The organism is Microbacterium sp. zg-B185 (genome assembly GCF_030246885.1).
Classification (GTDB): domain Bacteria; phylum Actinomycetota; class Actinomycetes; order Actinomycetales; family Microbacteriaceae; genus Microbacterium.
The window spans coordinates 449,464-475,883 of the sequence record NZ_CP126739.1; the positions used below are offsets into that span (position 1 = coordinate 449,464).

Here is a 26,420-nt window from a genome sequence, read left to right on the forward strand (position 1 = left end):
TGCGCTGCACCGGCGTGGCGTTCCCCGTCAGAGCGGCCGGGCGGGCTATCTGCGTCTTTGCGATCGCGTGACGATCACGCGCTGCACCACGATGAACAGCAGGAGCAACGCTCCGATGATGATCTGCGTCCACGCCTGCTCTGCCCCCATGAAGGAGATCACCTTCTTGATCGTGCCGTAGACCAGCACGCCGATCAGCGACCCGAGCACGTAGCCGGTCCCTCCGGACAGGAGCGTTCCGCCGATGACCACCGCAGCTATCGCGTCCAGTTCCGTGCCGATTCCGTTGCGCGGGTATCCGGCGCCCGAATACGCGGTCAGCAGCAGCCCGGCCAGTCCGCCGCAGACGCCGCTGATGACGTAGACCATGACCTTGGTGCGCGCGACGTTCAGTCCCATCAGTCGCGCGGACTGCTCGCCGCCGCCGATCGCATACACGGTGCGCCCGAAGCGGGTCCACAGCAGCACGTACGCGGCGATCGCGACGGCGACCAGCGCGATGATGCCCGTCGGGGTGATGTACCACCCGGCCACCTGGAACCGCGTGCGCTGCAGCCAGAGCACCGCCGGGTCCTCCACGCGGATGGATGAGAGGCTCACGACGAAGGCGAGCCCGCGGGCCAGGAACAGCCCCGCCAAGGATGCGATGAACGGCTGCACGTCGAAATAGTGCACGAGGACCCCGATGAGCAGACCGATGAGCGCGCCGGAGACCAGCATGATCGGCACGACGATCCCGGCGGGCATCCCCTGTGCGAGCAGGCTGGCGCCGAGGATGCCGGTGAAGGCCATGACGGAGCCGACCGAGAGGTCGATGCCGCCGGTGAGGATGACGAAGGTGAGTCCGACCGCCAGGACGACGAGGTAGGCGTTGTCCAGCAGCAGTGCAGACAGGTTCCCGGGACTGAGGAACTTCGGGAACCGGGCCTGAGCGCTGATCAGCAGCACGATCAGGATCGCCACCGCCGCGAAGGTCGGCATGAGCGAGGCACGCCTGCTCATGAACGTCGCATACCGGGATCTGGCGTCGGCGCGGCGGGGCTCGAGTTCCAGGCTTTTCGTCATGAGGCCACCCCCGCCCGATCGCCCGCATCGGACCGGCTCCTGCTGCCAGCGGTGCTGATCGCGCGGCGTCCCCAGCGGTGCAGCCGGGGGGACTGGACGAGCACCACGATGATCACGACCAGCGCGAAGAACACCGGGCTCTGTGCCGACGGAACGCCGAGGAAGAGGATTGTGGCCTCCAGGGTCTGGATCGTGAGCACGCCGATCACGGTTCCGGCGATGGTGAACTTGCCGCCCATCAGCGAGGTGCCGCCGAGCACGACGGCGAGGATCGCGTACAGCTCGATGAACAGACCTGCAGCGTTCGCGTCGGCCGCGCGGATGTTGGAGCTGTAGATGATTCCCGCCATGCCGGCCAGGAGGCCGCTGACCGCGTACGCGCTGAAGACGATCCCGCGGGCCCGCACGCCGGCCAGCCGGCTGGCTTCCGGGTTGATGCCCACCGCTTCGGTGAGCACCCCCAGTGCCGTGCGTCTCTCCACCAGCGCGATGGTGGCGATCGCGGCGAGGGAGATGAGGAATGCGAACGGGAGGCCGATCAGGTACCCGGTGGCGATGAACTCGTACGGGCCGCTGTTGACGGTCGTGATGAAGCCCTCGGTGATCAGCAGCGCGACTCCGCGACCTGCCAGCATCAGCACCAGGGTGGCGATGATCGGCTGGATGCCCACGACGGCGACGAGGAAGCCGTTCCAGACGCCGAGCACGAGCGCGACGAGCAGCGCCACGGCCAGTGCCACCAGAACAGTGCCGAGACTGCCCGGCTCGGACGAGGCGTCGATGATCGTCAGGGCGACGGCACCCGAGACGGCCATGATCGCTCCCACGGAGAGGTCGATGCCGCGGGTGGCGATCACGATCGTCATGCCCAGGGCGACCAGCATGAGCGGGGCGCTGTTGCGGAGGATGTCGATGAGCGCCCCGTACAGCTCGCCGTTGCGCACGGTGATGAGGATGAACTGCGGTCGCGCGATCGTGTTGATCGCGATGAGCGCGACCAGCGCGACGACCGGCCAGAACAGCCGATGCTTCACGATCGTCTTCACGCGACGCTCTCCTGTCTCTCGTCGGCGATGTAGTCGATCAGCCCCTCGATCGAGACGTCGCTGGAATCCAGCTCGCCGATCTTGCGGCGGTCCCGCATGACCACGACCCGCTGCGCCAGGCGGAGCACCTCCTCCAATTCCGAGGAGATGAAGACGACCGAGAGCCCCTGAGCGCTCAGCTCGGCCACCTTGCGCTGGATGTCGGCCTTCGCGCCGACGTCGATGCCTCGGGTCGGCTCGTCCAGAACGATCAGTTTCGGGGCTGTCGCCAGCCACCGGGCCAGCAGCACCTTCTGCTGGTTGCCGCCGGAGAGGTTGCCGGCCAGCATTCCGGGCACGGCGGGACGGACGCCGAGGGCGGCGATGTACTCGGCGACCACCGCTTCGGCCTCGGCGCGGCTCACCTTGCGCAGCGCGCCCCGGCGGGCCTGGATTCCCAGGACGATGTTCTCGGCGACGGTGAGGTCGGCGATGATGCCCTCGGCGCGGCGGTTCTCGGACGAGAAGGCCACCCGGTTCTCGATCGCGTGACGCGGTGTGGTGTGCCTGGTGGCACGGCCGCCGACCTCCAGCTGACCGGAGTCCGAGCGGTCGGCACCGTAGAGCAGGCGCACCAGTTCGGTGCGGCCGGAGCCGAGCAGTCCCGCGATACCGACGACTTCGCCGTCGTAGACGGCGATGTCCGCCGGTTCCAGCACGCCCCGACGTCCGATCCCGGTCGCCTTCAGGACAGGCGTTCCGGTGCGATCGATCGTCCGGTCTGCGACGGAGGCCAGGGCGGCCAGCTCGTCCAGTTCGCGGCCGATCATCTTCGTCACCAGCGCACCGCGCGGAAGCCGGCCGATGGCGTACTCACCGACCAGCTGTCCGTTGCGCAGGACGGTGATCCGATCGGAGATCTCGTACACCTGGTCGAGGAAGTGGCTCACGAACAGGATCGCGACTCCGCGACCGCGGAGGTCGCGGATGACGGTGAAGAGCTGCTCGACCTCGCCGCGATCCAGGCTCGAGGTGGGCTCGTCCAAGATCAGCACCTTCGCATCCAGCACCATGGCGCGGCCGATCGCGATCAGCTGCTGGATGGCGATGGAGTGGCTGGAGAGGGTCGATTGGGTGTCGATGGCCAGTCCGAGGCTGCCGAGGTGCTCCGCCGCCTCGCGATGCGTCGCCCTCCAGTCGATTCCAGCACCGCGACGTCGCTCGTGTCCGAGCATGACGTTCTCCCCGACCGAGAGGTTCGCGCACAGGTTCACCTCCTGGTACACCGTGGAGATGCCGGCGGATTGCGCATCGGCCGTGCTGCTGAACCTTCGCGGCCCGCCGCTGACCACGATGGTCCCGGCGTCCACCGCCTGCACTCCGGTGAGCGCCTTGATCAGGGTCGACTTGCCGGCCCCGTTCTCGCCCATCAGTGCGTGCACCTCACCGGGGCGGAGCGTGAAATCGACGGCATCCAGGGCGAGCACGCCGGGGAATCGAACGGTGATTCCGGTCATTTCGACGACCGGGCCGACTGCGGTGTCCGCGGACATGGTGACTCAGTGCCTTTCCGAGCTCATCGCCGGCACGGTCGCCGGGGACCTGGGCGGCCCCCGGCGGCGTGCTCTGACCTACCTTGATACAGGATCGGTCCGGCTCTGCGGGTGGATTCGGATCGGATCAGTACAGACGGTCGTCGATGACCTCGGCGGCCTGGTCCTGGGTGAAGGTCTGGTCTTCGACGTAGACCTCCTTCTCCACCTCTTCGCCGGCGAGGACGTCCTTGACGAGGCCGGCGGCCAGTTCGCCCAGCAGCGGGTTGCACTCGACGATGAAGTTGATCTTGCCGTCCACGAGAGCCTGCATCCCGTCCTTGACGGCGTCGATCGACACGATCTGGATGTCCACTCCCGGCTCGCCACCGGCAGCCTCGATGGCCTCGATCGCACCGAGGGCCATGTCGTCGTTGTGCGCGTAGACGAGGTCGATGCCGTCCACGCCGTACTTCTGAAGGAATCCCTCCATGACCGTCTTGCCCCCGTCGCGCGTGAAATCACCGGTCTGCGAGTCGATCTTCTCGATGGCGGTTCCTTCGATGGCCTCATCAAAACCCTCGGCCCGATCGTTGGCCGGGGCCGAGCCGGTCGTCCCTTCCAGGACCACCATGTTGGTCGGGGTGTCGCCGAAGGTCTCCGCCGCCCACTCGCCGGCCATGACCCCTTCCTTCTTGAAATCCAGGCCGACCCAGCTGGCGTACAGATCGTCCGAGGCCGACACCGTGCGGTCCTCGAGGATCACCGGGATGCCGGCATCCGCAGCCTCCTGCAGCACGTCGTCCCAGCCGTCCTCCACGATCGGGGCGATCACGATCGCGTCGACACCCTGATTGATGAAGTCCCGCACGGCGGCGATCTGGGCGGCAGTGTCGTTGTCGGCCGCATTGAAGGTCAGGTCGAAGCCGTTCTCCGCGGAGAAGGCGGTCTTCATGGACTCCGTGTTCGCACTGCGCCAACCGGATTCCGAACCGGTCTGCGCGAAGCCGACCGTGATGGGCTCGTCGCCCCCGCTGCCGCCGCCATCGCCGCTGCCGCCGCTCGAACCGGCACAGCCGCTCGCCACCAGCGCCAGGGCCGCCAGCAGCGCACCGCCGGCGAGAATGCTCTTCTTCATGTCCAAACCTCCTCGTTCGGGTCCGGCACCGCTGCCGGTCGTCGCCGCCGCGAGCACGGGCGGTCGTGTGAGTGAATGTTAGCCTTCACAATCACGACGAGCGCAACATGTTAGCGGTAACATTTCGGTAACGAGCGGCTGCCCGCAACCCTGTCGCGGAGGACCTCCGACGCGCACCGACACCTCGGGAGTGAGCGATCACATCTACGCCCGCCGCGCGGGAGCCGGTCAGGGAAGCGGGCGCGCGCACAGCGCGGATAGCCTGGGCGCATGAGCGAATCCGCCCGGCCCCGGTCATCCGATCGCGTGGGCGTGCGGGACGTCGCCCGCGTCGCGGGTGTCTCCACGCAGACCGTCTCCCGCGTGCTGAATGAGCACCCCGGCATCCGCGACGAGACACGCCGGCGTGTGATCGAGGCCATGGCCGCACTGGACTATCGCGTGAACAACGCCGCGCGGGCCCTCGGCACCCGCCGCACCCGGACCATCGGCATCCTGGCGTCCGACGCGAACATGTACGGGCCGGCGATCGGCATCCTGGCCCTGGAGGCGGCCGCGCGCGCGGCAGGCCGCTGGATCACCGCGGCGTATGCGGACGCCGGCGACGAGGCATCCGTCGTCCACGCCGCCCGGCACCTGTCCGCACAGGACGTCGACGGCATCGTCGTCGTCGCGCCCCATGCGCGCACCCTTGCGGCGCTGGGTTCGGCGCGCGTCGGCGTGCCCGTGGTCGCCCTGCACGGGCCGGACGCCGCGGAGCTGCAGCGGGACGCCGCGATCAGGGCAATCGATCACCTGGTCGATGCCGGGCATGTGCACATCGCCCACCTCGCCGGGCCCGAGGAGTGGCTGGAGGCGCAGGCCAGGGCGGACGGCTTCCACACCGCCCTGGGCGCACACGGGCTCGTGGCGGCCGGTGTCTGGGGAGGGGACTGGAGCGCGGCCTCCGGTATGGCGGCGGCGGCCGGGATCGCGGACGCCATCCGAGCCCGCAGCGAGGTCACCGCCGTCTTCGCCGGCAACGACCAGATGGCGCTGGGGCTCATCGCCGGGCTCGTGGATGCCGGCCTCTCCGTTCCGGGCGACGTGAGCGTCGTGGGGGTCGACGACAACCCGGATGCCGCGTTCTACCGTCCGCCGCTGACCACGGTGCGCCTGGACGTCGCGGCCGAGGCGGCGCGGTGCATCGCCGAAGTGCTCGCCGAGCCGCAATCGGCGGCATCCATCGTCGTGGCCGCACCCGAATTGGTCGTCCGGAAGAGCACGCGCCGGCTCTGATGCCCGCACGCGCGGCGATCGGATGTGGCGCAACACGTATGTTACCGGTAACCTTCACGGCATCCGGCGCGGTTCGGTCCGCCGCGCTGCACATACCCGATGGAGGGTTCCCGTGACGACATTCAGCCCCGACCTCGAGGCGACGATCGCCGCCGTGCGCACAGAAGTCGCGCGTCTGCACGGCGAACTGGTCCGCTATGGGCTGGTCGTGTGGACCTCAGGCAACGTCTCGGGCCGCGTGCCGGGCGCCGACCTCTTCGTGATCAAACCGTCCGGCGTCGCCTACGACGACCTCGCACCGCAGAACATGATCCTGTGCGACCTGGACGGATCGGTCGTGCCGGCCACGGCCGGCAGTGAGCGCGGCCCCTCCAGTGACACCGCCGCGCACGCCTATGTCTACCGTCACATGCCCGAGATAGGCGGGGTCGTGCACACCCACTCGACCTACGCCGTGGCCTGGGCGGCGCGGGGTGAGGAGATCCCGTGTGTGATCACCGGGATGGCGGACGAGTTCGGCGGTCCCATCCCGGTGGGCCCGTTCGCGATCATCGGCGACGACTCGATCGGACGCGGCATCGTGGAGACGCTGCGCGGTCACCGGTCACGGGCTGTGCTGATGCAGAACCACGGTCCGTTCACGATCGGCGTCTCGGCGAAGGACGCCGTCAAGGCGGCGGTCATGTGCGAGGACGCCGCGCGAACCGTCCACATCGCGCGTCAGGCGGGCCCGCTCATCCCGATCCCGCAAGAGCGGATCGACTCGCTCTACCGGCGCTACCAGAACGTGTACGGCCAGCCCACGGATGAACGCCGCGACCTCGGAGGGCGCAGATGAGCGCCGAGGTGATCCGCGCAGGCCGCACGGCGCTCGGCATCGAACTGGGCTCGACGCGCATCAAGGCGTGCCTGATCTCCAGCGATGACCCTTCCGATGTGCTGGCTGTCGGCAGCCACGAGTGGCAGAACCGCTTCGAGGGTCGGATGTGGACGTACTCGCTCGAGGACGTGTGGGCGGGGATCCGCGCCGCCTACGCCGATCTGCACGCCGATGCCGAGCGCTGCCACGGCGAACCTCTCGAGACCATCGGCGCCATCGGGGTGTCGGCGATGATGCACGGCTATCTCGCCTTCGGAGCAGACGACGAGTTGCTGGTCCCGTTCCGCACCTGGCGCAACACGACCACCGGACCGGCGGCATCCCAGCTGTCCGCGGCATTCGGCACGAACATCCCCCTGCGGTGGTCGATCGCACATCTGTATCAGGCCGTCCTGGACGGTGAGCCGCACGTGCCGCACGTGCGGCGCATCACGACACTCGCCGGCCACGTGCACTGGCGCCTCACCGGGCGGCCGGTCCTCGGAGTCGGCGACGCCTCGGGCATGTTCCCCATCGCCGCAGGCACGAGCGACTACGACGCGCAGCTGCTGGACCGCTTCGACGGGCTCGTCGCCGATGTCGCTCCCGGCCTGCGCATCGCGGACCTGCTGCCCATCGTGCTGGTGGCCGGACAGCGGGCCGGAGAGCTCACCACCGCGGGCGCCGAGCTGCTGGATCCCTCCGGGACGCTGCGCCCCGGCATCCCGTTCTGCCCGCCGGAGGGAGACGCGGGCACCGGAATGGTCGCCACCAACGCGGTCGCGCCGCGCACCGGCAATGTCAGCGCCGGCACGAGCATCTTCGCGATGACCGTGCTCGAGCGGCCGCTGCACCGGGTTCATCCCGAGCTTGACCTGGTCACCACCCCCGCGGCGGATCCGGTGGCCATGGTGCACTGCAACAACGGCGCGAGCGAGCTTGCCGCGTGGGCGGGCCTGTTCGGCCGGTTCGCCGCCGCGAGCGGAAGCCCGGTCGGCGCCGACGAGGTGTTCGACACGCTCTTCAGCGAGGCACTCGAGGGCGACGCGGACGCCGGCGGGCTGCTGGCCTACAACCATCTCGCCGGCGAGCCGATCGCGGGGCTCGACGAGGGCCGGCCGCTGTTCGTCCGCACCCCGGACAGCCGTTTCTCGCTGGCCAACTTCATGCGTTCCCAGCTGTACGGCGTCTTCGCGACCCTCGCACTCGGGATGCGGGTGCTCGACGGTGAAGGCGTCACCATCGACCGGATGCACGCCCACGGCGGCATGTTCCGGACCCCCGGTGTCGCGCAGCGGCTCCTCGCGGGCGCGCTGGACGCCCCCGTCGCCGTCGGAGGGACGGCGTCCGAGGGTGGCGCGTGGGGCATGGCGGTCCTGGCCTCCTACCTCGGGCACGCCGCACGCACCGATCTGATCGCGTACCTCGGCCGGCGCGTCTTCGCCGGCGCCGGCATCCACATCGCCGCACCGCAGCCCGAGGACGTGTCGGGTTTCGCGGCCTACCTCGACCGGTACCGCGCCGGACTGCACGTCGAGCGAGCTGCCGTGGAGTACCTGTGACCCCCGCGGCGATGTCCCCATCGTTGTGGCCCGGAGCGTCCGGGAGCAACAACGGATGGGACCGGACCGAGACGAACGCCGCATCACACGCCCGGCCCGGGGCGCACGACCGAGAAGAGACCAGATGAGCAGGACACCGCTGAGCACCGCCCTCGAGGGCTACGAGGTCTGGTTCGTCACCGGCAGCCAGGACCTGTACGGGGAGGCGACGCTGCGACAGGTGGCGTCACAGTCGCTGGCGGTGGCCGAGGCGCTGGCCGGTCTTCCGGTGAAAGTCGTGTGGAAGCCCGTTCTGAAGGACCCGGACGGCATCCGCCGCCTCGCTCTCGAGGTGAACGCGCGCGACGACGTGATCGGCGTGATCGCGTGGATGCACACGTTCAGCCCGGCCAAGATGTGGATCGCCGGCCTGGCCGCGCTGCAGAAGCCCCTGCTGCACCTGCACACGCAGGCGAATGTCGAGCTGCCCTGGGCGGACATCGACTTCGATTTCATGAACCTCAATCAGGCGGCGCACGGGGACCGCGAGTTCGGCTACATCCAGACCCGTCTGGGCGTCGCCCGCAAGACGGTGGTGGGACACGTGTCGCATCCGCCCGTGCGTCAGCAGATCGAGGACTGGCAGCGCGCCGCGGCCGGCTGGACTGCGGCGCGCACGCTCAAGCTCGCCCGCTTCGGCGACAACATGCGCTACGTCGCAGTGACCGAGGGTGACAAGACCGAGGCGGAGCTGCGGTTCGGCGTACAGGTCAACACCTGGGGGGTCAACGAGCTGGTCGAGGCGGTGGATGCCGCGACCGCCGCCGACATCGACGCGCTCGTAGCCGAATACGAAGACCGCTACGACGTGGCCGCAGAGCTGCGTCGCGACGGCGCCCGCCACCAGTCCCTGCGCGACGGCGCGGCGATCGAACTGGGTCTGCGCTCCTTCCTCGAGGAGGGCGGCTTCGGCGCGTTCACGACGTCCTTCGAGGACCTGGGTGCGCTCAGGCAGCTGCCCGGCCTCGCGGTGCAGCGGCTGATGGCCGAAGGCTACGGTTTCGGCGCGGAGGGGGACTGGAAGACCGCGATCCTGGTGCGCGTCGCGAACGCCATGGGGGCCGGCCTGCCCGGCGGCGCGAGCCTGATGGAGGACTACACCTACGACCTGGTCCCCGGCCGGGAGCGGATCCTGGGCGCGCACATGCTCGAAGTCTCGCCGTCGCTGACGACCGCGACGCCGCGCCTGGAGGTGCACCCCCTCGGCATCGGCGGCAAGGAGGATCCCGTCCGCCTGGTCTTCACCGCCGACCCCGGTCCCGGTGTCGTCGTCGCGCTGAGCGACATGCGCGACCGGTTCCGCCTGGTCGCCAACGTGGTCCAGAACGTGACGGCTCCGGATCTGCCGAAGCTCCCGGTGGGCAGGGCGGTGTGGAGACCGGCGCCCGATTTCGCCACGAGCGCGGCCTGCTGGCTCGCCGCCGGAGCGGCGCACCACACCGTGATGACGACCGCAGTCGGGATCGAGGTGTTCCGGGACTTCGCCGAGATCGCCCGGACCGAGCTGCTCGTCATCGACGACGAGACGACGGTGCGAGCCTTCCAGAAGGAGCTTCGCTGGAACCAGGCGTACTATCGACTGGCCCAGGGCTTCTGACCCGTCCGGGGCACTCCTCCTCATGCGCACAGTTCTCTCAGGTACCCAGCACGCCCTGCGGGCGGGGGATCACCAAGCCGTCATCGCCAGCGTCGGGGCCTCCCTGCGCTCGTTCACGTTCGGCGGACGCGATCTCGTCGTCCCCTTCGACGCCGACCAGGTCCGCCCGTCCTATCGGGGTGCGACCCTGGCGCCGTGGCCCAATCGCATCGTCGACGGCCGCTATACCTTCGCCGGCGCGGAGCGGCAGGTGGCACTGACCGAGCCAGCCCGCCACCATGCGATGCACGGCCTGGCGGGGTGGCTGGACTTCCAGCCCATCGACAAGGGCCCGAGCCACGTCACCCTCGCCGCGACGATCGAACCGCAGACCGGGTATCCCTGGCGCATCCTCGTGGCGACCACGTTCTCGCTCGGCCCGGACGGTCTGACGCAGACCGTCCGGGCGACGAACGAGAGCCCGGATGCCGCGCCCTGGGGCACCGGGCCGCACCCGTACCTGGTGGCCGGGCCGGGAACCGTCGACGACTGGACGCTCGAGCTGCCTGCCGGGGAGGTTCTGGCTGTGACGCCCGATCGCCTCATCCCCACCGACCTGCGCGCGGTCGATGCCGATGATCCGGCACGGTTCGACTTCCGCGAGCCGCGTCGCATCGGCTCGGTCGAACTCGACCACGCCTACACCGCCCTGACGCGAGACGGGTCCGGATGTGCGACCGTGCGTCTGACGGATGCCGCCGGCTCGGGTGTGGAGATGGTGTGGAACGAGGCGTGCCCGTGGGTACAAATCCACACCTCGGACAAGGGAATCGGCAAGCCGGGCCACCGCGCCGGTCTCGCCGTCGAGCCGATGACCTGTGCGCCCGACGCGTTCAACGCGGCATCGTACGACTACGACACCGGTCTCATCGTGCTCGACCCGGAAGCCTCGACCGAGGCATCCTGGCGCATCGCCGCCATCTCCTGACCCCGCTCGCTCCGCCTCGCCTCGCTCCGCCCTGCCTCGGTCGTCTGACCCCGTGCCCCTGCCTCGCCCGTTCGCCTGACCCCGCGCCCCTGCCCCGCCCGCTCGCCTGTCACGACAGGCCGCGCGGGGCGGCGGATTGCGACAGCTGAGCCACGCACCGCGGCCGTTCGCCTGTCACGACACGCCGCGCGGGCCGCGGATTGCGACAGGGGAGCGGGCGGCGGGGCAGACAGAAGGCCCCGGAGTATTCTCCGAGGCCCCCCGTTGTGCCACGGCCGAGCCGGGCAGGTCGCTGTGCGTCAGCTGTTGCGCATCTTCTCCTTAAGAGAGTTGCGCGTCTCGACGGAATCGCGTTCGGCTTGCGCCTTGTCCACGTCGGCTTCCGCTTTCTTCACGTCCGCGTCCGCCTTCGCCGCGTCCATCTTGTCGCCGATCGCGTCAGTGGTGTCTTCCCACTTGTCCTCGATCTTGCGTCCCGCGGTCTCGGCCGTCTCTTTGGCGTCATCCATGAATCCCATGTGTGCGCCTCCTTTCGTGAAGGTAACGCTGCCGACGTTACGCCTGCGATGCCCGACGGGAGGGGGGGGTTGCACGTGCCCGGGGAGGTCGCTAGAGCGCGGAGGTCCCCGCGAATGCGGAACGGCCGGGCGGAAGAATCCACCCGGCCGTTCCCGTCACTGCTGCGATTCAGCCGCGGGGTGCGCCGGAGCGCGTTCCGTTGTGCTGCGCGCGACGGTTGCCTGTGGGCCGGGCCGCCTGGCCGGCGCGCGGGTTGTGCGCGGCGGCGGCGGGCTGACCGGTTCCGGTCGAGTACACCGGACGCGCGTGCGGTGCGGATCCCGCCGCTGCACGATCGCGGCCCCCGGCTGCGCCTCCGCGACCGGCGGCTGCGCCGCCGCGGCCCGCGCTCGCGCCGCCGGCGTTGCCGCCACGGCCCTGACCGCCACGGCCCTGACCGCCACGACCCTGCGAGGTCTGACCAGTGCGGGGCTTGCCGGAACGCTGCGGCTCGGCCTGGATCGGAGCGGGGCGGACGTGCTCGGCCCGCTCGCCGACGAGCTCGGTGATGGGTGCGGACTCGGCGGTGACCTGCTCGAGCGGTGCCTGGATGCCGGCCTTGCGGAGCAGGTCCGCCACGTCGCGTCGCTGCGAGGGGATCACGACGGTGACGACCGTGCCGGCGGCGCCGGCCCGAGCGGTGCGGCCCGAGCGGTGCAGGTACGCCTTGTGCTCCATCGGCGGGTCGACGTGAACGACCAGCTCGACGTCATCGACGTGGACGCCGCGAGCGGCCACGTCGGTGGCGACCAGCACACGGACGCCGCCCTTGGCCGCGTCGGCGCCGAAAGCCGCGAGGTTGCGCTCACGGGCCGCCTGCGACAGGTTGCCGTGCAGATCGACGGCCGGGATGCCGGCTGCCGTCAGGAGCTTGGCCAGCTTCTTGGCCTGGTGCTTGGTGCGGGTGAACAGGATGCGACGGCCACGGCCGGAGGCGAGGTGGCGGACCAGCGCGGGCTTCTCGTCATCGCTGATCATGAACACGCGGTGGGTCATCTCGCCCTGCGGGACGCTCTGGTCGTCCACCTCATGGCGCACCTCGTCGCGCAGGAAGCGCTTCACGAGGCCGTCGACACCGCGATCCAGCGTGGCGCTGAAGAGCATGCGCTGCCCGCCCTGCGGCGTGGCGGCCAGAATGCGCGTGACGCCGGGCAGGAACCCGAGGTCGGCCATGTGGTCGGCTTCGTCCAGCACCGTGATCTCCACGCGGTCGAGCTTGACGACACCCTGCTTCATGAGGTCTTCGAGCCGGCCGGGGCAGGCCACGACGATGTCGACGCCGTTGCGCAGTGCCGTCTCCTGCGGCTTCTGGCTGACGCCGCCGAAGATGGTGGTCACGGTCAGGCCGGATGCCGCGGCCAGGGGCTGGACGGTGGCGGCGATCTGGGTCGCGAGCTCACGCGTCGGTGCCAGGATCAAGCCGCGCGGGCGGCTCGTGGTCCGGCTGGCGGCGTACGCGCCGGAGAGGCGGGCCACCAGGGGGAGGGCGAACGCGATCGTCTTGCCGCTGCCGGTGCGGCCGCGGCCGAGCACGTCACGGCCCGCAAGGGAGTCCGGCAGCGTGTCGCGCTGGATCGGGAACGCTTCGGTCTTGCCTTCTGCGGCGAGAACGTTGGCCAGCGGCGCGGGCACGCCGAGGTCGAGGAAAGTAGACATAGAGAAGGAGCTTTCAGTCCGGGCACGCCGCAAGATGGGCGTTGAAGGGGCGACGGCGCGGGTTCGCGCATCGGTTCGCCGTGTGTAAAGAGCCGCGGCACAGAAGCTGCGGAGCGTGACAACGACGCTGGGCGGAATAAACCGCCAAGACCACGCTAGCACGCCAGGTTGCGCATCCCCTGTGGGGGACACGCGTCATATGTCAACCCCCCGTAGCACATTCCTGACGGCGCATGTGCCAGCACGTATTGTGGGGTACCAGCGATAGGCGCCCGCCCTTCGCTTTTTCGCCCTTCCCGCCTGTGCGGGAACCCGATCAGGTAGGTGCCGCAATCACTACACTCTCCGCACCCGGGTCCACTCTCGGCGCCGTACGCCAGACGTACGCCCGCAAAGAGGACTTCCCGCCCATCACGCAGGCGTACACGAAGGTGTCCCAGGTTGTGCGTGAGACCGGTCTTCTGGACCGCACTCCGTGGTTCTACATCGCCGTCGGCAGCGCGATCGCGCTGGGCTTCGCTGGAGCCATCACCGGATTCATCCTGCTCGGCGACAGCTGGTTCCAGCTCCTCATCGCCGCCGCGCTCGGCATCCTGTTCACGCAGGTCGCGTTCCTCTCGCACGAGGCCGCCCACCGCACGATCCTCACGTCGGGCAAAGCGAACGACAGGCTTGCGCTGATCCTCGGCAACGGCATCGTCGGCATGAGCAGGGACTGGTGGGGCTCCAAGCACACCCGCCACCATGCCAACCCGAACCGCGTCGGCAAGGACCCGGACATCGAGATCGACACGATCCGCTTCCTCGAAGAGGACGCCGTGAAGGTGCACGGGGCGATGAGCTTCATCACCCGCCGTCAGGGCTGGCTGTTCTTCCCGCTGCTGCTGCTGGAAGGCCTCAACCTCCACTACATCGGCCTGCGCCACCTCCTCGATTTCCGTCAGCCGGTCAAGGGCCGCTGGATCGAGCTGGTCCTCATCGCCCTCCGCTTCGCGGTCGTACTGACCCCGATCTTCGTGTTCCTGCCCCTGGGCCTGGCCTTCGCCTTCCTGGGCGTGCAGCTCGCCGTCTTCGGCGTGTACATGGGAGCGGCGTTCGCGCCGAATCACAAGGGCATGCCCATCATCGACGCCGACGCGAAGCTCGACTTCTTCACCAAGCAGGTGCGCACGTCCCGCAACGTGTCCGGTGGCTGGTGGGCGACGTGGCTCATGGGTGGCCTCAACTACCAGATCGAGCACCACCTGTTCCCGAGCATGCCGCGCCCGCACCTCGCGCAGGCCCGCGAGATCGTGATCGAGCACTGCCGGACCCTCGATGTGCCGTACACGGAAACGACGCTTCTGAAGTCCTACGGCATCGTGATCCGGTACCTCAACGAGGTCGGCCTCGCGGCTCGGGACCCCTTCGAATGCGGGATCGTCCAGAAGTTCCGCACCAAGGGAGTCTGACCCCTGCGGGGCCGCCGTCCCCGCATACCCACGACGCCGATCGTCTGCTGTGCTCTCGAGCACTAGACGATCGGCGTCGTCGTGTCCGTCGCCTCCCGCAACGGCCGCCGCATCGCACTCCAGTAGCGCGTCGGCGCCAGCCGGGTCAGGACGTCCACAAGTCGCGCCTCGCGTCCCACGAAGGTGCGAGCTCTGCGTCGCACTGTCGCCTCGACGATGCGATACGCGGCATCCTGCGGCTCGGTGTGATACATCCGGGCCTGCGCGGCAGCCGCCCGCTGGGCCACCGCCGGCTCGATCGCCGCGGCGAACCGACCGTGGAGGATGATGCCCGTCTTGACCCCCGCCGGATAGACGGCCCCGACCGTCACCGTCGAACGCTCCAGCTCGTGCCGCAACGACTCGGTGAAACCACGCACCGCGAACTTGCTCATCGCGTACGGGATCCGACCGGCGGGCGCTGCCAGGCCGTAGATGCTGACCAGGTGCGTGATGTGCGCGGCCGGCTCGAGCCTCAGCGCCGGCAGCAGCGCCTGGGTGATGCTCACCGTGCCCCACAGGTTCACGTCCATCAGCCAGCGCATCTCCGCCATCGTCAGCTGAGTGATGTCGCCCAGCATGGACGAGCCCGCACACGTGATCAGCGACTGCACGTGGGGGTGGGATGCCGTGATCGCGGCGCCGAGCGCCGCAACGGCCGCATCATCGGTCAGATCGAGGATGTGCGCGCTGTGGCCGGTGCCGGAGAGCTCGGCAGCCAGGGCGCTCAGGCCGGCAGCATCCCGGTCGATCAGAACCAGCCGCGCACCTCGGCGATCGAGCTCCCGGGCGATCTCGGCACCCATGCCGCTGGCTGCGCCGGTGATGACGCTCGTCCTGCCGTGCACGTCCAATCGCCGCGTTCTGCCCACGTTCGCCCCCACCCCGTCGTCGTCGTACGATTCTTGCCGACTTCGCCTCGACGCCGCTGACGGTAACCTCGTCCTGAGGGGAGTGCGTCGCATGGGAAAGACCTCCGATGCCGTTTTCGAAGGCGTCTCGATCGCTTCGGCTGCTGCGCGCCTTGCCGTGCGCAACCACATCCTGATGGAGACGATCGCCCACGACGCGCAGTTCGATGCGGACGCCGTCGCCGGGTACGCGCGCGACACGCTGATCGCGCTGGCCGACGAGCAGGAGGCGGCCGCGGATCTCGCGCGCCGTCAGCGCAAGACCGCGTGGGGCAAGTTCTCCGACCCGGACAGCACCCACGACTACCGTGACCGCGACACCCGCAACCTGCGCAAGCGCGACAAGCAGTACCGTGGCGTGGCGCAGGAACTGCGCAACCGCGCCGCCGACCCCGAGGCGGTCAGCGAACTCGTCGAGCAGGCGCGCGATGCCGCGTGGGGAGACGTGGAATCCAATCTCCAGCGCCGACTGCAGGTCGAAGGCATGCGCGCGGACAACGACCCCGAGTACGACACGATGCGTGGCGCGCGCATGCAGGCGCTTCGCCTGGTAGACCTGCCGCGACTGGCTGCCCACCGCCGTCGCCTGGTCGAGGGGGAGAGCCTGCAGTCGGCCGAGCTCGAGCGGGAGTGAATGCCGTGGCGACAGAGCCCCACCCGATGCGGTTTCCGGTGGACCACCCGCTGGTCCAGCGGATGCGCACGCTCTGCATGTGCTACCCCGAAGCGGCCGAGGTCATCGCCCACGGTCGCGTCACCTTCCGGGCCGGCAAACGACAGTTCGCCATCGTCGGCGCTGCCCACGACGATCGCGACGCGGTCGAATTCCTGCCCGATCTGGCGGAACGCGACGCGCTTCTCGAGCGAGAAGACGTCTTCGTGCCGGCATACGAGGGCGCGTATGGCTGGCTGGCCATGCGCGTGGACTCGGATGCCGCGGACTGGGACCTGGTCGCAGAACTGCTGGATGCCTCGTACCGCCGGGTCGCGCTCACCCGTCAGTTGCGCGCGCTGGACGCGGACCCGGTGGTCCCGTTCGGTGACTGACGGCGCCGCCTCGCCAGTGCCCTTATCCGCCCGATCCGCCCTCGCGGCGGCTCGATTCGGCGGGAGCGCCATGCTGAGGTATTCTGGACGCTGGCCGCACGCGAGTGCACGCCATGCGCCCGTAGCTCAATGGATAGAGCATCTGACTACGGATCAGAAGGTTGGGAGTTCGAGTCTCTTCGGGCGCACACTGTGTTGAGACAGTGATTAGGGAAAAGTGCCGGGAAACCGGCACTTTTTTCTGTTTCCGGACTCTTCTGATCCGCCTCTGACTCGAATCAGAAGAGTCCGAGGCCGGTGCGGGCTGGTACGCCCGCGTGATTCCGCGGAAGAGTGGCCTCGCAGGCAGCGAAGTCCGTCTCGAATCAGAAGCTTTGTGTGCACCGAATGTGTGCACCCATGTGTGAACCTCGACACTGCGTGAACCATATATTTTGAAGACCTGCGCCCGAGCCTCGCCATCGTCGCCGACGTCCGTATGCCCGCTCAACCGGCATCTCTCTCCAACCACGTCGCTCGCTTCAAACGTGTACGTCGGGCCCCGCGCTAGCTAACCGATGCGCCCGTCACGGGTCAGCGTGACCTCTGTGTTCATCGTCTGGATGCTGACTCGTCACGTCGACACAGCCCCAAGTGGGCACGGAGCGCCCCACGTGGGCAGTGGACAGCAGCGGGTCGATGTCGGTCGAAGAGGGGACATACACCGATCGGCGTGGGTCCTACATTTGGCATGGAGCCCCAGCAAGTCGCGGGGACTTCAGCCGGTGAGTCGAGTCGCTTGTCACCAGTAGGAGGAGTGAACGACTCGGCAAACATCCGGGTGCCGGTGACACGCTGGTGACGAAGGGGCCATAGCTTTCAGTCGGCGGACGGGGTTATCCATGACTGGGCATTGGAATGGGTCGCAGACGGCGCTTTCTGAGCCATCTAGGTCCTTCCCTCACATCGCTTTCGATCGTGCCTGCATCGGCGACTCGCAGTTGTGTCTGCTCGGCGGGCCATACGTTGTCCAACATGACCGACGTATTGGGGTCCCGGAGGGAAGCAAACGACTGCTCGCCTTCATCGCCCTTCATGACGGGCCGGTAGACAGGCGCCAGGCCGCGGGAACACTTTGGCCCTATGGCGACGACGAGCGTGCCGGTGGCAACCTTCGATCGTCGCTATGGCGCCTCAAAGGAGCGGGAATCGATATCGTGCGCGCGGACAAATGCGGCCTCTGCCTCGACCCGCAAACGGACTTGGACGTGAACACGATCGAGAACTGGGCGGGACGTGTCATAGACGGCGTAGCGCCAGACGAGGATTTGCGGCTCCCGACCTGGGGAGCAAGCGCAATGGACCTGCTTCCCGGTTGGTACGACGACTGGATCATCTTCGAACGGGAACGCCTACGTCAACGCCTGCTCCACGCCTTCGAGGCCCTCAGCCGACTGCTCGTTCAGTCTCGCAGATACGCAGATGCTATCGACGCCGCCCTCGAGGCGGTGCGCGTCGAGCCCCTTCGGGAGAGCGCCCATCGCACCCTACTTGAGGCGCACCTTGCTGAGGGGAACCTCGTCGAAGCGCGCAGGATACATCTCGGGTACTCGCGCCTCTTGAGGCGCGAACTCGGGGTGGATCCGGATCCAGCACTTGCCGCGCTGGTCGGCCTGCGTGTCACGCAGGTGTCGACGCGACGTTAGCTTGCGTGTTCGACTGGCGCGGGAAGTCCGCTCTCGGGTGCAGCTGGTCCTCATTATCGCCGTCGGGCCACCCGCAGAACGCTGCTTGGCTTCGCAGCGCCCCGAGCTGCGATGGCGGCATCGCCCAGCGTGCTTGGTCCGTTGTGGCTTTCAGGTGATCCGACAGTCGGGTTTGCCATCAGGCAGCTGGGGAAGCGCCCTAGGTGACTTGTTGACCTCTGGCAGCTGGTCCGGAGGCGCGAGGCTCCTTGGCGCGGCGACCCGCTGCCCTAGAACGACGATTGGAGCACTTGCAAGACGCGGCCCCCGGAGGGCGCTGGCAGCGCGGGTTCGCAAGGAACGCCTACGGAAATGGCCAGCTCCCGACGGAGCTTTCCGGTCGAAGACGCGCCAGTGACGCCAGGAGTGTGGGCTAGCGGCGTGGAGACACGTGAGGATCCCGCTGGAGGTCTGATGGTGCTTGCGCTGTGGGTGGAGCGCAATGGGGTCGTCCGTGTGCGCATTTCGAAGTCGATGAGCCCTCTCCTCGAGGATCCCGAGCCGACGTACGCGTCCACCAAGACCAAGGTCCTCCGGGAGGTCGAAGCCTGGCTAAACGCCTTCGTGACGCCGGTGTGACGCACGGAAGCGTCACGGCTGTTGTCGCCGTTCATCGTATTTCGCCCGGGAGGCGCTTCGCGAATGGCGCCGTTGAGAGACGGTGCCGGATCGGGTCTACGTGGGACAAGTGGCTGCAGTCCCCAGTGCACGCGTGACGCATCGGTGACACCTTCCGCATTAGCCTCCCGTCAGGTGGTGATGACCGATGAGCATGACCGGCGAGTACGCCAACTTTTCTGACGACGAACTCGGTTCTGACGCGGAATCGGGCGAATATGGCGACGATGAGTTGTGGATCGATGACCTTGCGGACTCCCTCTACGACGATCTCATCGATGAAGACCTCGACGGGATGGGCGAATCATTCGACGGGGATCCGGCGAGCTGTCGGAACGTTCTTCGCTGGACCCTCAAACAGGACTACGCCGACATGGCCGACGACCAAATCGCCGATGTCATGAATCGCATGCTCGGCTCGATGACGCCCGCAGAGTCACTCAACTTTGCTGCAGCGCTCAATAGAATTGGTCGCTCAGCAACCCAAGCCCTATCGGACCCGACCGTGGCATCGATTGCTCGGGTAGCCCTGCCCATCGCGGGCGGCGCGGCGGGCACGGTTATTGGTGGGCCTATCGGTACCTCGCTCGGAAGCCAACTCGGCACGCTCGCGGCCGGGTCGCTGCGGTCAGCGACAGGTGGACCCGCTACCACCAGCCCCAAGACGATCCCCGCAACCGCTTCCCCGCGTGCCGCACCGCCGGCGAGCGCGGGCGCCCCCGCTGCTGCGGGTGCGTTTACGTCCACACCGCCAGCGCCGGGCTCCCCGTCACCCATTGCCGCCGGATCGGCCGCGGCGGCGCAGGGTCTCGTACTGAGCCAGCAACCCCAAATGTTGCAAGGACTGCTGGCCGCCGCTCTGGGACAGCAAGGACGCTCAGCGGTCGGAGGGGTCCCAGTGGCACAACTACTGGCCCTGCTCAGCAGTGTGATCGGGCAGGCTGCAGCCGACGCGGACGAACTTCAATACTTATCCAGCCCGGCCAGTGACGATGAATCGGCGTTGCCGGACGGCACATTTCCCGCTCGGTCGCTCTACACCGGATTGATCGACGCTGACAACATAGAGATCACCGAAGCGCTCCAGGAGTTCACATGAGTGCCACGGAACTCGAGGCCGTCCTATCCCTCGCGCAACGCGTACTACCCGATCCGACCCGGTTCGCCGAAAAGCTGTTCCAGCAGGCCGTCGTGTTATGGGCGGATACCTCTGGGCAGGGCACGCAGCCGGCCTGGCCAGTCCGCACGAAACCCCACCCCGACGACTCTGACGGCACTCAGCACACCGTCGTCGATACCGAATTCGATGCAAGTGCATACACCGCCATGTCAGACACGAACCAATTGCTCGCCGCGGCGCTCGGAGGCTGCGAATGCTGGGGCGCGAACGCCGCCTGCCCCTCCTGTGCTGGGAAGGGCACGTCCGGTTGGACCGTGCCGGATGCAGAGCTCTTTCAACTGTTTGTGAGTCCCGCCGTCGAACGACTCACTGACACCGACGACACCACTTAGGCGAACAACACCGACTCCGATCGGACCGGCGCAGACGATCGCACAATACGAGGAGAAGCATCATGACGACATGGCTCGACGACTTCGATTCCGAAGATCTCGACACCGACGCGGACTACGACAGCGAGGACGTTGACTTCGACAGCGAGGACGCGAGGTCCGATGCTGCACGGCGCGCCCGGGCGCATCGTCTGGCACTCGCGCGACGCAATCAGATGATCACCGCCCAAAGGGCGCGCTCCACCCGTCGTTCCGCCTCAGCACTAACGACGCCACGCCAAACCGTCGCGGCAATACGATCACTCGATCTGCAGGCAAAGGTCAGCGCTGACTCCCTACAAAGCGCGCTCGCGCGAGCCAATCGACGTTCGCAACGGGCCAACTTTTCCGCCGTCGCGGCCGTCGGCGCCGGTCAAATCCTGGATTCGTTCGGCAGCGATCTGGCCGGACACGAATACATCCGCGCGGGCCTGCGCACGGCGCCGTTGCTGTTGCTGACTCCAGAACGCAAACGTCGAGGGGTCGAAGGATTCCTGCTCGACCCCCGCGTCATCGGCGTTGCGGGCGTGGCGGCCGTTGTAGCAGCGGGCAAGCTGCGTCACCGCAACCAAGACGTCGCGTCCATCTCGATCCTGGAGGAGAACACTACGGTCCCGGGAGCCGGAACGTTCACCGGAATACCCCGCGACAAGAGCGGCGGCGTCGTGAACGGCGTCGTCCCCACTTACCGGTCCTTGAACAGCGCAGTCCTGACCGTCACCTCGGACGGCACCTTCAACGCGGTCAATCCCGGCGGCGGCGCCCCGGCGTTCGTAGAGGCCACTGCGGGCGGAAGGACCCAGGTCTTCCGGGTCGACACGTAGCCGGCGACATTCGACACAAAGCAATGGATCCGGCCCTGTGGGAACTGCTCCGCGCTACGGGCAATCCGAATGACGACATCGAGGCGATCATCCGGCTGGCCCGACCCGGGATCCACATCCCTGGGGTGCGGATCATCTCCCGCTTCGGCCAGGTCGCGACGTGTCGCCTGCCCGCGTCTGCCGTCACCAAGGTTCACGCCCACCCCGACGTCATTAGCCTTAAGGCACCGCGTCCCTACCTGCCGGACCTGCCCTCCGATCCCGTCGACGAAGTCTCTGCAGCCGAAGTGCTCCGAGCAACCGATGTGCGTCGTCTGCCGAACCTGTCGGCAACCGGCGCCGGCATAGTGATAGGCGCGGTCGACTGGGGTATCGACGTCGACGCCGCCTGCTTCCGGCGGCCGCTGAACCGGGGCAAGGGCCAGTCAGACCCCGGGGGCACCCGCCTCCTCGCGTTCTGGGATCAGCGCGACCGCCACGGTGCCAGCGGAACCGCTCCGTCACCCTTCGGATATGGCGCAGTCCACAGCCAACGTGAGATCGATATGGCGCTGCGTACAGGTCGCCCTTACGACGCATTGGGATATCACCCATCGATAGCGGACCGCGGCACCGGAAGCCACGGCACCCACGTGCTCGATATCGCTGCCGGTAATGGGCTCGGCGGGGCGCCGGTGGGAATCGCACCGGAGGCTGATCTGGTCTTCGTGCACCTCGCCGACCGCAACACCGGCGGCCTCGCCAACCTGGGCGACTCAGTAAGACTTCTCGAGGCGGTGGACTTCGTCGCCCGCACAGCTGCCGGTCGCCCCTGGGTCGTCAATCTCAGCGTGGGGCGGCACGGGGGGCCCCACGACGGAACAACTTTGACCGAACTCGCGCTCGATTCCCTGCTCGACCGAACACCGGGATGCATAGCCGTGCAAAGTGCCGGCAATTACCGGCAGGCATTCACGCACACCAGCGGGACGCTGCAGCAGAATCAAACGAGGTCCTTCGAATTCGTCGTATCGCCACGTGACATGACGGCCAATGAACTGGAAATCTGGTACGACGGCGCCGACGAGTTCATCGTCCACATCGACCCGCCAGGCAGCACCCGCGCGCCCGGGGTTCGCCTAGGCGAACGCGCCAATCTCACAGCGGAGGGGCGAATCGTCGGCCGCATCTACCACCGCCGCGATCCCAACCAGGCCAACCACATCGACGCCTTCTTCGATTCCACGGGATTATCGGGGACGTGGAAGGTCACCCTCCACGCGCGCCGCGCCGTGCGTGGACGTTACGACGGCTGGCTCGAACGCGATGACGCGTGTGGAGACTGCCAGCCGCGCTTCATCCCGCGAGACAACGACCGGACAACAACGACCGGAACCATCGCCAACAGTCACCTACCGCTCATCACCGGCGCCTACAACGGGCATCAAGCATCCCGCCCGCTAGCGGCCTTCAGCAGCATTGGCCCTACCCTCGACGGCCGCGACAAACCAGACCTCGCCGCGCCCGGGGTCGGCATCGTAGCCACCAGATCTGCCCCCGCCGGCGCTGTGCGCAACCCCGGAATCTTGGTCCGAAAATCTGGGACCAGTATGGCTGCGCCCCATGTCACCGGAGCCGTCGCGATTGCCTTGGCTATTTGCGGCGGCACCCTGCCCGCCCGAACCATCCGCGAGCTGGTGTTATCGAGTTGTGTACCGTCCGCACCCGGCCACGAGATGGGGCTCGGCCACGGCTATCTCGACGTGACAGCGCTCGCCGAAGCTGCGCGGTCGGCCGCCAAGACAGCACGGACAAGGACAGTACCCAGCCGTCCCCAACACCAGGAGTCAACCATGACCGATGATGATCTACGTCGCCTTATCGACGACCCAGGAACCGCCTACCGGGAGTTCCTATACCGCCCGGACGGTGATCTCGCCACCTGGATCGGTCGACGTTATGCGACCGTGGCGAAACCCGGCCGCGTCCCCGCTCGTGCCCTGCGTCCTGGCGACGTGCTGCTCGAGATCGAACTTGGCCGCCCCACCGGCGGGAGGTGCACCCCGCTAGACGATGCGAACATCGACGAGGTGACTCGGCGGTCCCGGCTCCCTCAGGGCAGGCTCGTCCTGCGCCGCCGCCGGTCGTCAGTCATGCCCAACCGCGACCCGATCGAACCCTTCCCCCCACCATCATCTGCCGATCCCGATCCCGACCCCGACCCCGACTTCGAGCCCCCCTATGGCGAGTCCGTCTTCGAGATGGAAGCCGAGCTTTCTCCCGGCAATTGGGAGGGCAAGCCTGAGATCGGGTTACCTCTCGGATCCGAGAACACGTTGTCTATGTTGGATCCCCAGGCGCTCTACGAGAGCTTCTTGAATGGCCGGTCATCTGTCGTCGCTGAATCGCTTGAGGACGAGTTTGCGGACGGCGAATCGCCGTTCCACCCACGGGCCCACGACCAGAAGTTCCGAGAGTTCACGTCTCTGTTCCTGGCCGAGACACTCGACGAGATCGTTCCCCCAGAACTCGAGGCCCATACCGTCGAGTCCGAGTTCGGGGCCGGCTCGTTCGAAACTGAGTCCCAGAGCGACGCCAGTGATTCAGAGGATCAGACCACCAGCGAAGCTGATCAAGGTCAGGGTGGGGGCGAGGAGATGCCTCAATTTGCGGAACTCGAGGCTGATGCCGTACTCGCGGAGGCGTTCGCCGATGCGAGCAGACTTGAAGCGTCCACCGAGTCGCCGGTCGCCCCCGAGTCGCTCGCGCCGACCGAACTGCAGGCCGTCGGCGGTCTGGAGACATTCGAAGCCGTCGCCTGGCCGACCGCTGCGGCTGAGGTCAGCATGTCACTCCGCCCCCCAGACCCGGCTGCTGAGCGGTGCAGGCGGGCTTGGTTCACAAAGATCCGACAGCTGGACGCGCTCATTCAGGAAGCGCTCGACGTTGAATACCAGTTGTCATGGCTCGACGCATTCGAGCGGGTGCAGCGAGCGATCGACCTCGGTGAGCGGGACGCAAAGCTATTGACAAACTTTGCCTACTTCGCAACGCAGGCGTATCCGGTGAGCTATTGCCCGATCAAACGTGGTGACGTCAACGAGGCTCGAACCTGGGCCACGCTCCAACGAGAGGTCCTGGCGCGCCTCGCGGGTATGAGACCTCCCGTCGCGCAAGGTGGGCCCATCGCCTGCGAAGGCCCCCGCGAGAACCGGCCCGCGGTGCCGCAGGCCGAGGGTGCGCCGAGCGGGATGACCGGCCGGTACGAGTACACGATCGCCGGCCACACTTTGCCAGCCGGGGCCATGGCAGTCAACCAGGCCGGACGGCATCTCGAAGTCAGCCTCTCGCCGTTCGTCTACCCCGGCAGCGGATTGGCGGACCGCGAATTGAGGTTCTACGAGTGCGATCTCGACGCGTCGGGCGTATACCTCGCCGTCAATCGAGAGAATCACGACAAGCGCTTCGTCATTCAGCCACAGCCGGGCGGTGTCCTTGTGCTTGCGCAGCCGAAGGAGAATACCGGGTTTGCGACGGCTCGCCGCATTGACGCGCGAGCCACGTTGTTCCCGGAAGCGCTCGTCAGCATAAGCGAGTCGCGGGATCCGGGCGGCGTCCAGCGTGGTCCAATCGCGCGTCTCGTCGAGGCCGCCCACCGCACGGTGACGACGCAACAGCTGGCTCCATTCCTGCTTCAGCAGGAACACCAGCCGCTCGCAGCGCATCAAGCGAAATTCCTACGCGAACGGTTCCAGTCAACCGAGTGGATGGAGCTACTCCGTTCTGCGATCGCCGCGTCTGGTCATCGTTTCGCCGAGGTCCGCGGACGGGAGCAGCTTGTCTGGCGGATCGAGGCTTTCGTCAGGGGCGTCGTAAATGACCGCGAGCACGGCGTGGACAAGTCTGACTTCAGGCTCGCGCGAGCCCTCGTCCGGAGGACGTTGACAGAGACGGTTCTGGCTTACGGGGGACGCAGGCAGAGCAGCCTGGACTGGCTGCAGATGCTTGCGCAGATCACGAAGCAGCCGATCGCGGCTCATTCGGTCATCGGTATCAAACCATTGCCGAAGGAACTCGGAACGTATGAGTACGAGATCAGCCTCGATGTTGTCGAAGCCGCGTTCTTCATAGGTGGTGGTGCAGGGAAGCTGACCGTTCGACAGGTGAAGCCGGACCGGTGGACGAGGCCAATCGAACTGCGCGTCTGGTTCGCCAGCGCCGGTGGCTTCGTTAAGGTCGGGACTGACTCTTTCAGCGGCCGGGCTACGTCACCGCTGCCCTGGACTCCGCGTGACTTTCTCGGTCGCGTGGAGCGAGTCAAGGGCGGCGCCGAGGTGTCCGTGGGCGTGTCCGGAGCTGGCCCCAGCGCCGGCTTCTTACATATTTACGGCTCGGAGGCGCTCCCGCCCATGATGGTCCTCAGCGCGGAGCTCTTTGATACGTCATGGGGCATCGACGATCCCAACCAGAAAAAGCCCGGGTTCGACGTGTGGAAGCTGAAGGCCGAGATCGCGATTGGGATCCATGGGCTAATGGGTTGGACGAAGGAGATCGATCGACTCCCGATCCGCGACCTGACCGTGGTGCGCCCCGAGATGCTGTACGGCGTCTCCGGCGGCGGCCAGCGGAGGGCGCATTTCTGCTTTGATAGCGCGCTCCTGACCCCGGCCGCACGACAGAGCCTCCGAGTCTCGGCCGCGAACTGGTTGCCATTCCTGCGCGACTCACGAAGCAGCCTGTCGATCATCGCGCATGCAGATCAGGCCGGGAAACCCTCCTACAACCAAAAGCTCTCCGACAACCGTGCGCAAAACGTCCTCCGAGCTTTGCGTGACATCGTGGGCACGGATCTGGCGGTCGGTAAGGCCGAGACGAAGGGGATGGGGGAGAAGGAAGCCACCGGTGGCGGAGTTCGAGCCGGCGCCAAAGATCGGCGGGTGGAGGTCGCGCTGAATGGATTCACCGTTCTTAGCCTAAACAGCGAATGACTGCAGGGTCTA

General features: G+C 67.5%; 21 protein-coding genes and 1 tRNA gene. 15 read left to right on the plus strand and 7 right to left on the minus strand.

Translation table 11 applies throughout. The features are described 5' to 3' along the window. Window positions 1-45 precede the first annotated feature (45 nt). The 4 genes from QNO12_RS02125 to QNO12_RS02140 all read right to left on the minus strand — a co-directional run bounded on the left by QNO12_RS02125 (window position 46) and on the right by QNO12_RS02140 (window position 4,760). A complete protein-coding gene (locus tag QNO12_RS02125; protein WP_257524298.1) occupies window positions 46-1,065 on the minus strand; it encodes an ABC transporter permease subunit in 1,020 nt (339 codons plus the stop codon). After that, a complete protein-coding gene (locus QNO12_RS02130) occupies window positions 1,062-2,111 on the minus strand; it encodes an ABC transporter permease (protein ID WP_257503648.1) in 1,050 nt (349 codons plus the stop codon). Before QNO12_RS02130 ends, QNO12_RS02125 begins: the two co-directional genes overlap by 4 nt. Further along, the gene (locus tag QNO12_RS02135; RefSeq protein WP_257503647.1) at window positions 2,108-3,643 is read right to left on the minus strand and encodes a sugar ABC transporter ATP-binding protein; all 1,536 of its coding nucleotides are present in this window, start codon (window positions 3,641-3,643) and stop codon (window positions 2,108-2,110) included. The genes QNO12_RS02130 and QNO12_RS02135 overlap by 4 nt, the downstream gene beginning before the upstream one ends. 127 nt (window positions 3,644-3,770) lie before the next feature. Next, window positions 3,771-4,760 carry an ABC transporter substrate-binding protein gene (locus QNO12_RS02140; protein ID WP_257503646.1) on the minus strand — a complete coding sequence of 330 codons (990 nt, stop codon included), beginning with the start codon at window positions 4,758-4,760 and terminating at the stop codon, window positions 3,771-3,773. Window positions 4,761-5,030: 270 nt separating this feature from the next. Between QNO12_RS02140 and QNO12_RS02145 the strand changes: the two genes are divergently transcribed. The 5 genes from QNO12_RS02145 (at window position 5,031) to QNO12_RS02165 (ending at window position 11,062) form a co-directional block, all read left to right on the plus strand. After that, window positions 5,031-6,038 carry a LacI family DNA-binding transcriptional regulator gene (locus QNO12_RS02145; protein ID WP_257503645.1) on the plus strand — a complete coding sequence of 336 codons (1,008 nt, stop codon included), beginning with the start codon at window positions 5,031-5,033 and terminating at the stop codon, window positions 6,036-6,038. Window positions 6,039-6,150: 112 nt separating this feature from the next. Then, entirely contained in the window at window positions 6,151-6,876 is a 726-nt protein-coding gene (locus QNO12_RS02150) for an L-ribulose-5-phosphate 4-epimerase (protein ID WP_257503644.1), read from the plus strand. After that, on the plus strand, window positions 6,873-8,459 hold the full coding sequence (locus QNO12_RS02155) for a xylulokinase (RefSeq protein ID WP_257503643.1): 1,587 nt from the start codon (window positions 6,873-6,875) through the stop codon (window positions 8,457-8,459). Before QNO12_RS02150 ends, QNO12_RS02155 begins: the two co-directional genes overlap by 4 nt. A 124-nt stretch (window positions 8,460-8,583) precedes the next feature. Then, window positions 8,584-10,095 (plus strand): L-arabinose isomerase, encoded by a 1,512-nt coding sequence (gene araA, locus QNO12_RS02160; RefSeq protein WP_257503642.1) that lies wholly within the window; start codon window positions 8,584-8,586, stop codon window positions 10,093-10,095. A gap of 22 nt (window positions 10,096-10,117) precedes the next feature. After that, entirely contained in the window at window positions 10,118-11,062 is a 945-nt protein-coding gene (locus tag QNO12_RS02165) for an aldose 1-epimerase family protein (protein ID WP_257503641.1), read from the plus strand. A 299-nt stretch (window positions 11,063-11,361) separates the two neighbouring features. Here QNO12_RS02165 and QNO12_RS02170 read toward each other — a convergent pair whose 3' ends face one another. Together QNO12_RS02170 and QNO12_RS02175 are read right to left on the minus strand one after the other, a co-directional pair. Beyond that, a complete protein-coding gene (locus tag QNO12_RS02170) occupies window positions 11,362-11,571 on the minus strand; it encodes a hypothetical protein (RefSeq protein ID WP_257503640.1) in 210 nt (69 codons plus the stop codon). A gap of 178 nt (window positions 11,572-11,749) precedes the next feature. Continuing rightward, complete coding sequence (locus QNO12_RS02175) at window positions 11,750-13,276, minus strand: DEAD/DEAH box helicase (protein ID WP_257503639.1); 1,527 nt, start codon at window positions 13,274-13,276, stop codon at window positions 11,750-11,752. Window positions 13,277-13,608: 332 nt separating this feature from the next. Between QNO12_RS02175 and QNO12_RS02180 the strand changes: the two genes are divergently transcribed. Then, window positions 13,609-14,727: a fatty acid desaturase family protein gene (locus QNO12_RS02180; protein ID WP_285178383.1), complete on the plus strand. Its 1,119-nt coding sequence runs from the start codon at window positions 13,609-13,611 to the stop codon at window positions 14,725-14,727. 62 nt (window positions 14,728-14,789) lie between these two features. Here QNO12_RS02180 and QNO12_RS02185 read toward each other — a convergent pair whose 3' ends face one another. After that, entirely contained in the window at window positions 14,790-15,638 is an 849-nt protein-coding gene (locus QNO12_RS02185) for an SDR family NAD(P)-dependent oxidoreductase (protein WP_257503637.1), read from the minus strand. Window positions 15,639-15,729: 91 nt separating this feature from the next. Here QNO12_RS02185 and QNO12_RS02190 point away from each other — a divergent pair, with 91 nt between their 5' ends. The 9 genes from QNO12_RS02190 to QNO12_RS02230 all read left to right on the plus strand — a co-directional run bounded on the left by QNO12_RS02190 (window position 15,730) and on the right by QNO12_RS02230 (window position 26,408). Next, window positions 15,730-16,311 carry an asparagine synthase gene (locus QNO12_RS02190; protein ID WP_257503636.1) on the plus strand — a complete coding sequence of 194 codons (582 nt, stop codon included), beginning with the start codon at window positions 15,730-15,732 and terminating at the stop codon, window positions 16,309-16,311. A 5-nt stretch (window positions 16,312-16,316) separates the two neighbouring features. After that, entirely contained in the window at window positions 16,317-16,724 is a 408-nt protein-coding gene (locus QNO12_RS02195; RefSeq protein ID WP_257503635.1) for an MmcQ/YjbR family DNA-binding protein, read from the plus strand. A 115-nt stretch (window positions 16,725-16,839) separates the two neighbouring features. Further along, window positions 16,840-16,912 (plus strand) — tRNA-Arg (locus tag QNO12_RS02200). Window positions 16,913-17,971: 1,059 nt separating this feature from the next. Continuing rightward, the gene (locus QNO12_RS02205; protein ID WP_285178209.1) at window positions 17,972-18,409 is read left to right on the plus strand and encodes an AfsR/SARP family transcriptional regulator; all 438 of its coding nucleotides are present in this window, start codon (window positions 17,972-17,974) and stop codon (window positions 18,407-18,409) included. A 420-nt stretch (window positions 18,410-18,829) separates the two neighbouring features. Further along, on the plus strand, window positions 18,830-19,027 hold the full coding sequence (locus QNO12_RS02210; RefSeq protein WP_257503633.1) for a hypothetical protein: 198 nt from the start codon (window positions 18,830-18,832) through the stop codon (window positions 19,025-19,027). 187 nt (window positions 19,028-19,214) lie between these two features. After that, window positions 19,215-20,165 carry a serine/threonine-protein kinase gene (locus QNO12_RS02215; protein WP_257503632.1) on the plus strand — a complete coding sequence of 317 codons (951 nt, stop codon included), beginning with the start codon at window positions 19,215-19,217 and terminating at the stop codon, window positions 20,163-20,165. Further along, window positions 20,162-20,578: a hypothetical protein gene (locus QNO12_RS02220; protein ID WP_257503631.1), complete on the plus strand. Its 417-nt coding sequence runs from the start codon at window positions 20,162-20,164 to the stop codon at window positions 20,576-20,578. The genes QNO12_RS02215 and QNO12_RS02220 overlap by 4 nt, the downstream gene beginning before the upstream one ends. Before the next feature lie 62 nt (window positions 20,579-20,640). Next, window positions 20,641-21,441: a hypothetical protein gene (locus QNO12_RS02225; RefSeq protein WP_257503630.1), complete on the plus strand. Its 801-nt coding sequence runs from the start codon at window positions 20,641-20,643 to the stop codon at window positions 21,439-21,441. A gap of 23 nt (window positions 21,442-21,464) precedes the next feature. Continuing rightward, complete coding sequence (locus QNO12_RS02230) at window positions 21,465-26,408, plus strand: S8 family serine peptidase (protein ID WP_257503629.1); 4,944 nt, start codon at window positions 21,465-21,467, stop codon at window positions 26,406-26,408. Window positions 26,409-26,420 lie beyond the last annotated feature (12 nt).

Bases quoted from the DNA above. Each gene is read 5' to 3' on its own strand.
- QNO12_RS02230 (WP_257503629.1), top strand. From the start codon at position 21,465: ATGGATCCGGCCCTGTGGGAACTGCTCCGCGCTACGGGCAATCCGAAT.
- QNO12_RS02140 (WP_257503646.1), bottom strand. From the start codon at position 4,760: ATGAAGAAGAGCATTCTCGCCGGCGGTGCGCTGCTGGCGGCCCTGGCG.
- QNO12_RS02145 (WP_257503645.1), top strand. From the start codon at position 5,031: ATGAGCGAATCCGCCCGGCCCCGGTCATCCGATCGCGTGGGCGTGCGG.
- QNO12_RS02165 (WP_257503641.1), top strand. From the start codon at position 10,118: ATGCGCACAGTTCTCTCAGGTACCCAGCACGCCCTGCGGGCGGGGGAT.
- QNO12_RS02135 (WP_257503647.1), bottom strand. From the start codon at position 3,643: ATGTCCGCGGACACCGCAGTCGGCCCGGTCGTCGAAATGACCGGAATC.
- QNO12_RS02225 (WP_257503630.1), top strand. From the start codon at position 20,641: ATGACGACATGGCTCGACGACTTCGATTCCGAAGATCTCGACACCGAC.
- QNO12_RS02125 (WP_257524298.1), bottom strand. From the start codon at position 1,065: ATGACGAAAAGCCTGGAACTCGAGCCCCGCCGCGCCGACGCCAGATCC.
- QNO12_RS02170 (WP_257503640.1), bottom strand. From the start codon at position 11,571: ATGGATGACGCCAAAGAGACGGCCGAGACCGCGGGACGCAAGATCGAG.
- QNO12_RS02215 (WP_257503632.1), top strand. From the start codon at position 19,215: ATGAGCATGACCGGCGAGTACGCCAACTTTTCTGACGACGAACTCGGT.
- QNO12_RS02175 (WP_257503639.1), bottom strand. From the start codon at position 13,276: ATGTCTACTTTCCTCGACCTCGGCGTGCCCGCGCCGCTGGCCAACGTT.
- QNO12_RS02190 (WP_257503636.1), top strand. From the start codon at position 15,730: ATGGGAAAGACCTCCGATGCCGTTTTCGAAGGCGTCTCGATCGCTTCG.
- QNO12_RS02220 (WP_257503631.1), top strand. From the start codon at position 20,162: ATGAGTGCCACGGAACTCGAGGCCGTCCTATCCCTCGCGCAACGCGTA.
- araA (WP_257503642.1), top strand. From the start codon at position 8,584: ATGAGCAGGACACCGCTGAGCACCGCCCTCGAGGGCTACGAGGTCTGG.
- QNO12_RS02155 (WP_257503643.1), top strand. From the start codon at position 6,873: ATGAGCGCCGAGGTGATCCGCGCAGGCCGCACGGCGCTCGGCATCGAA.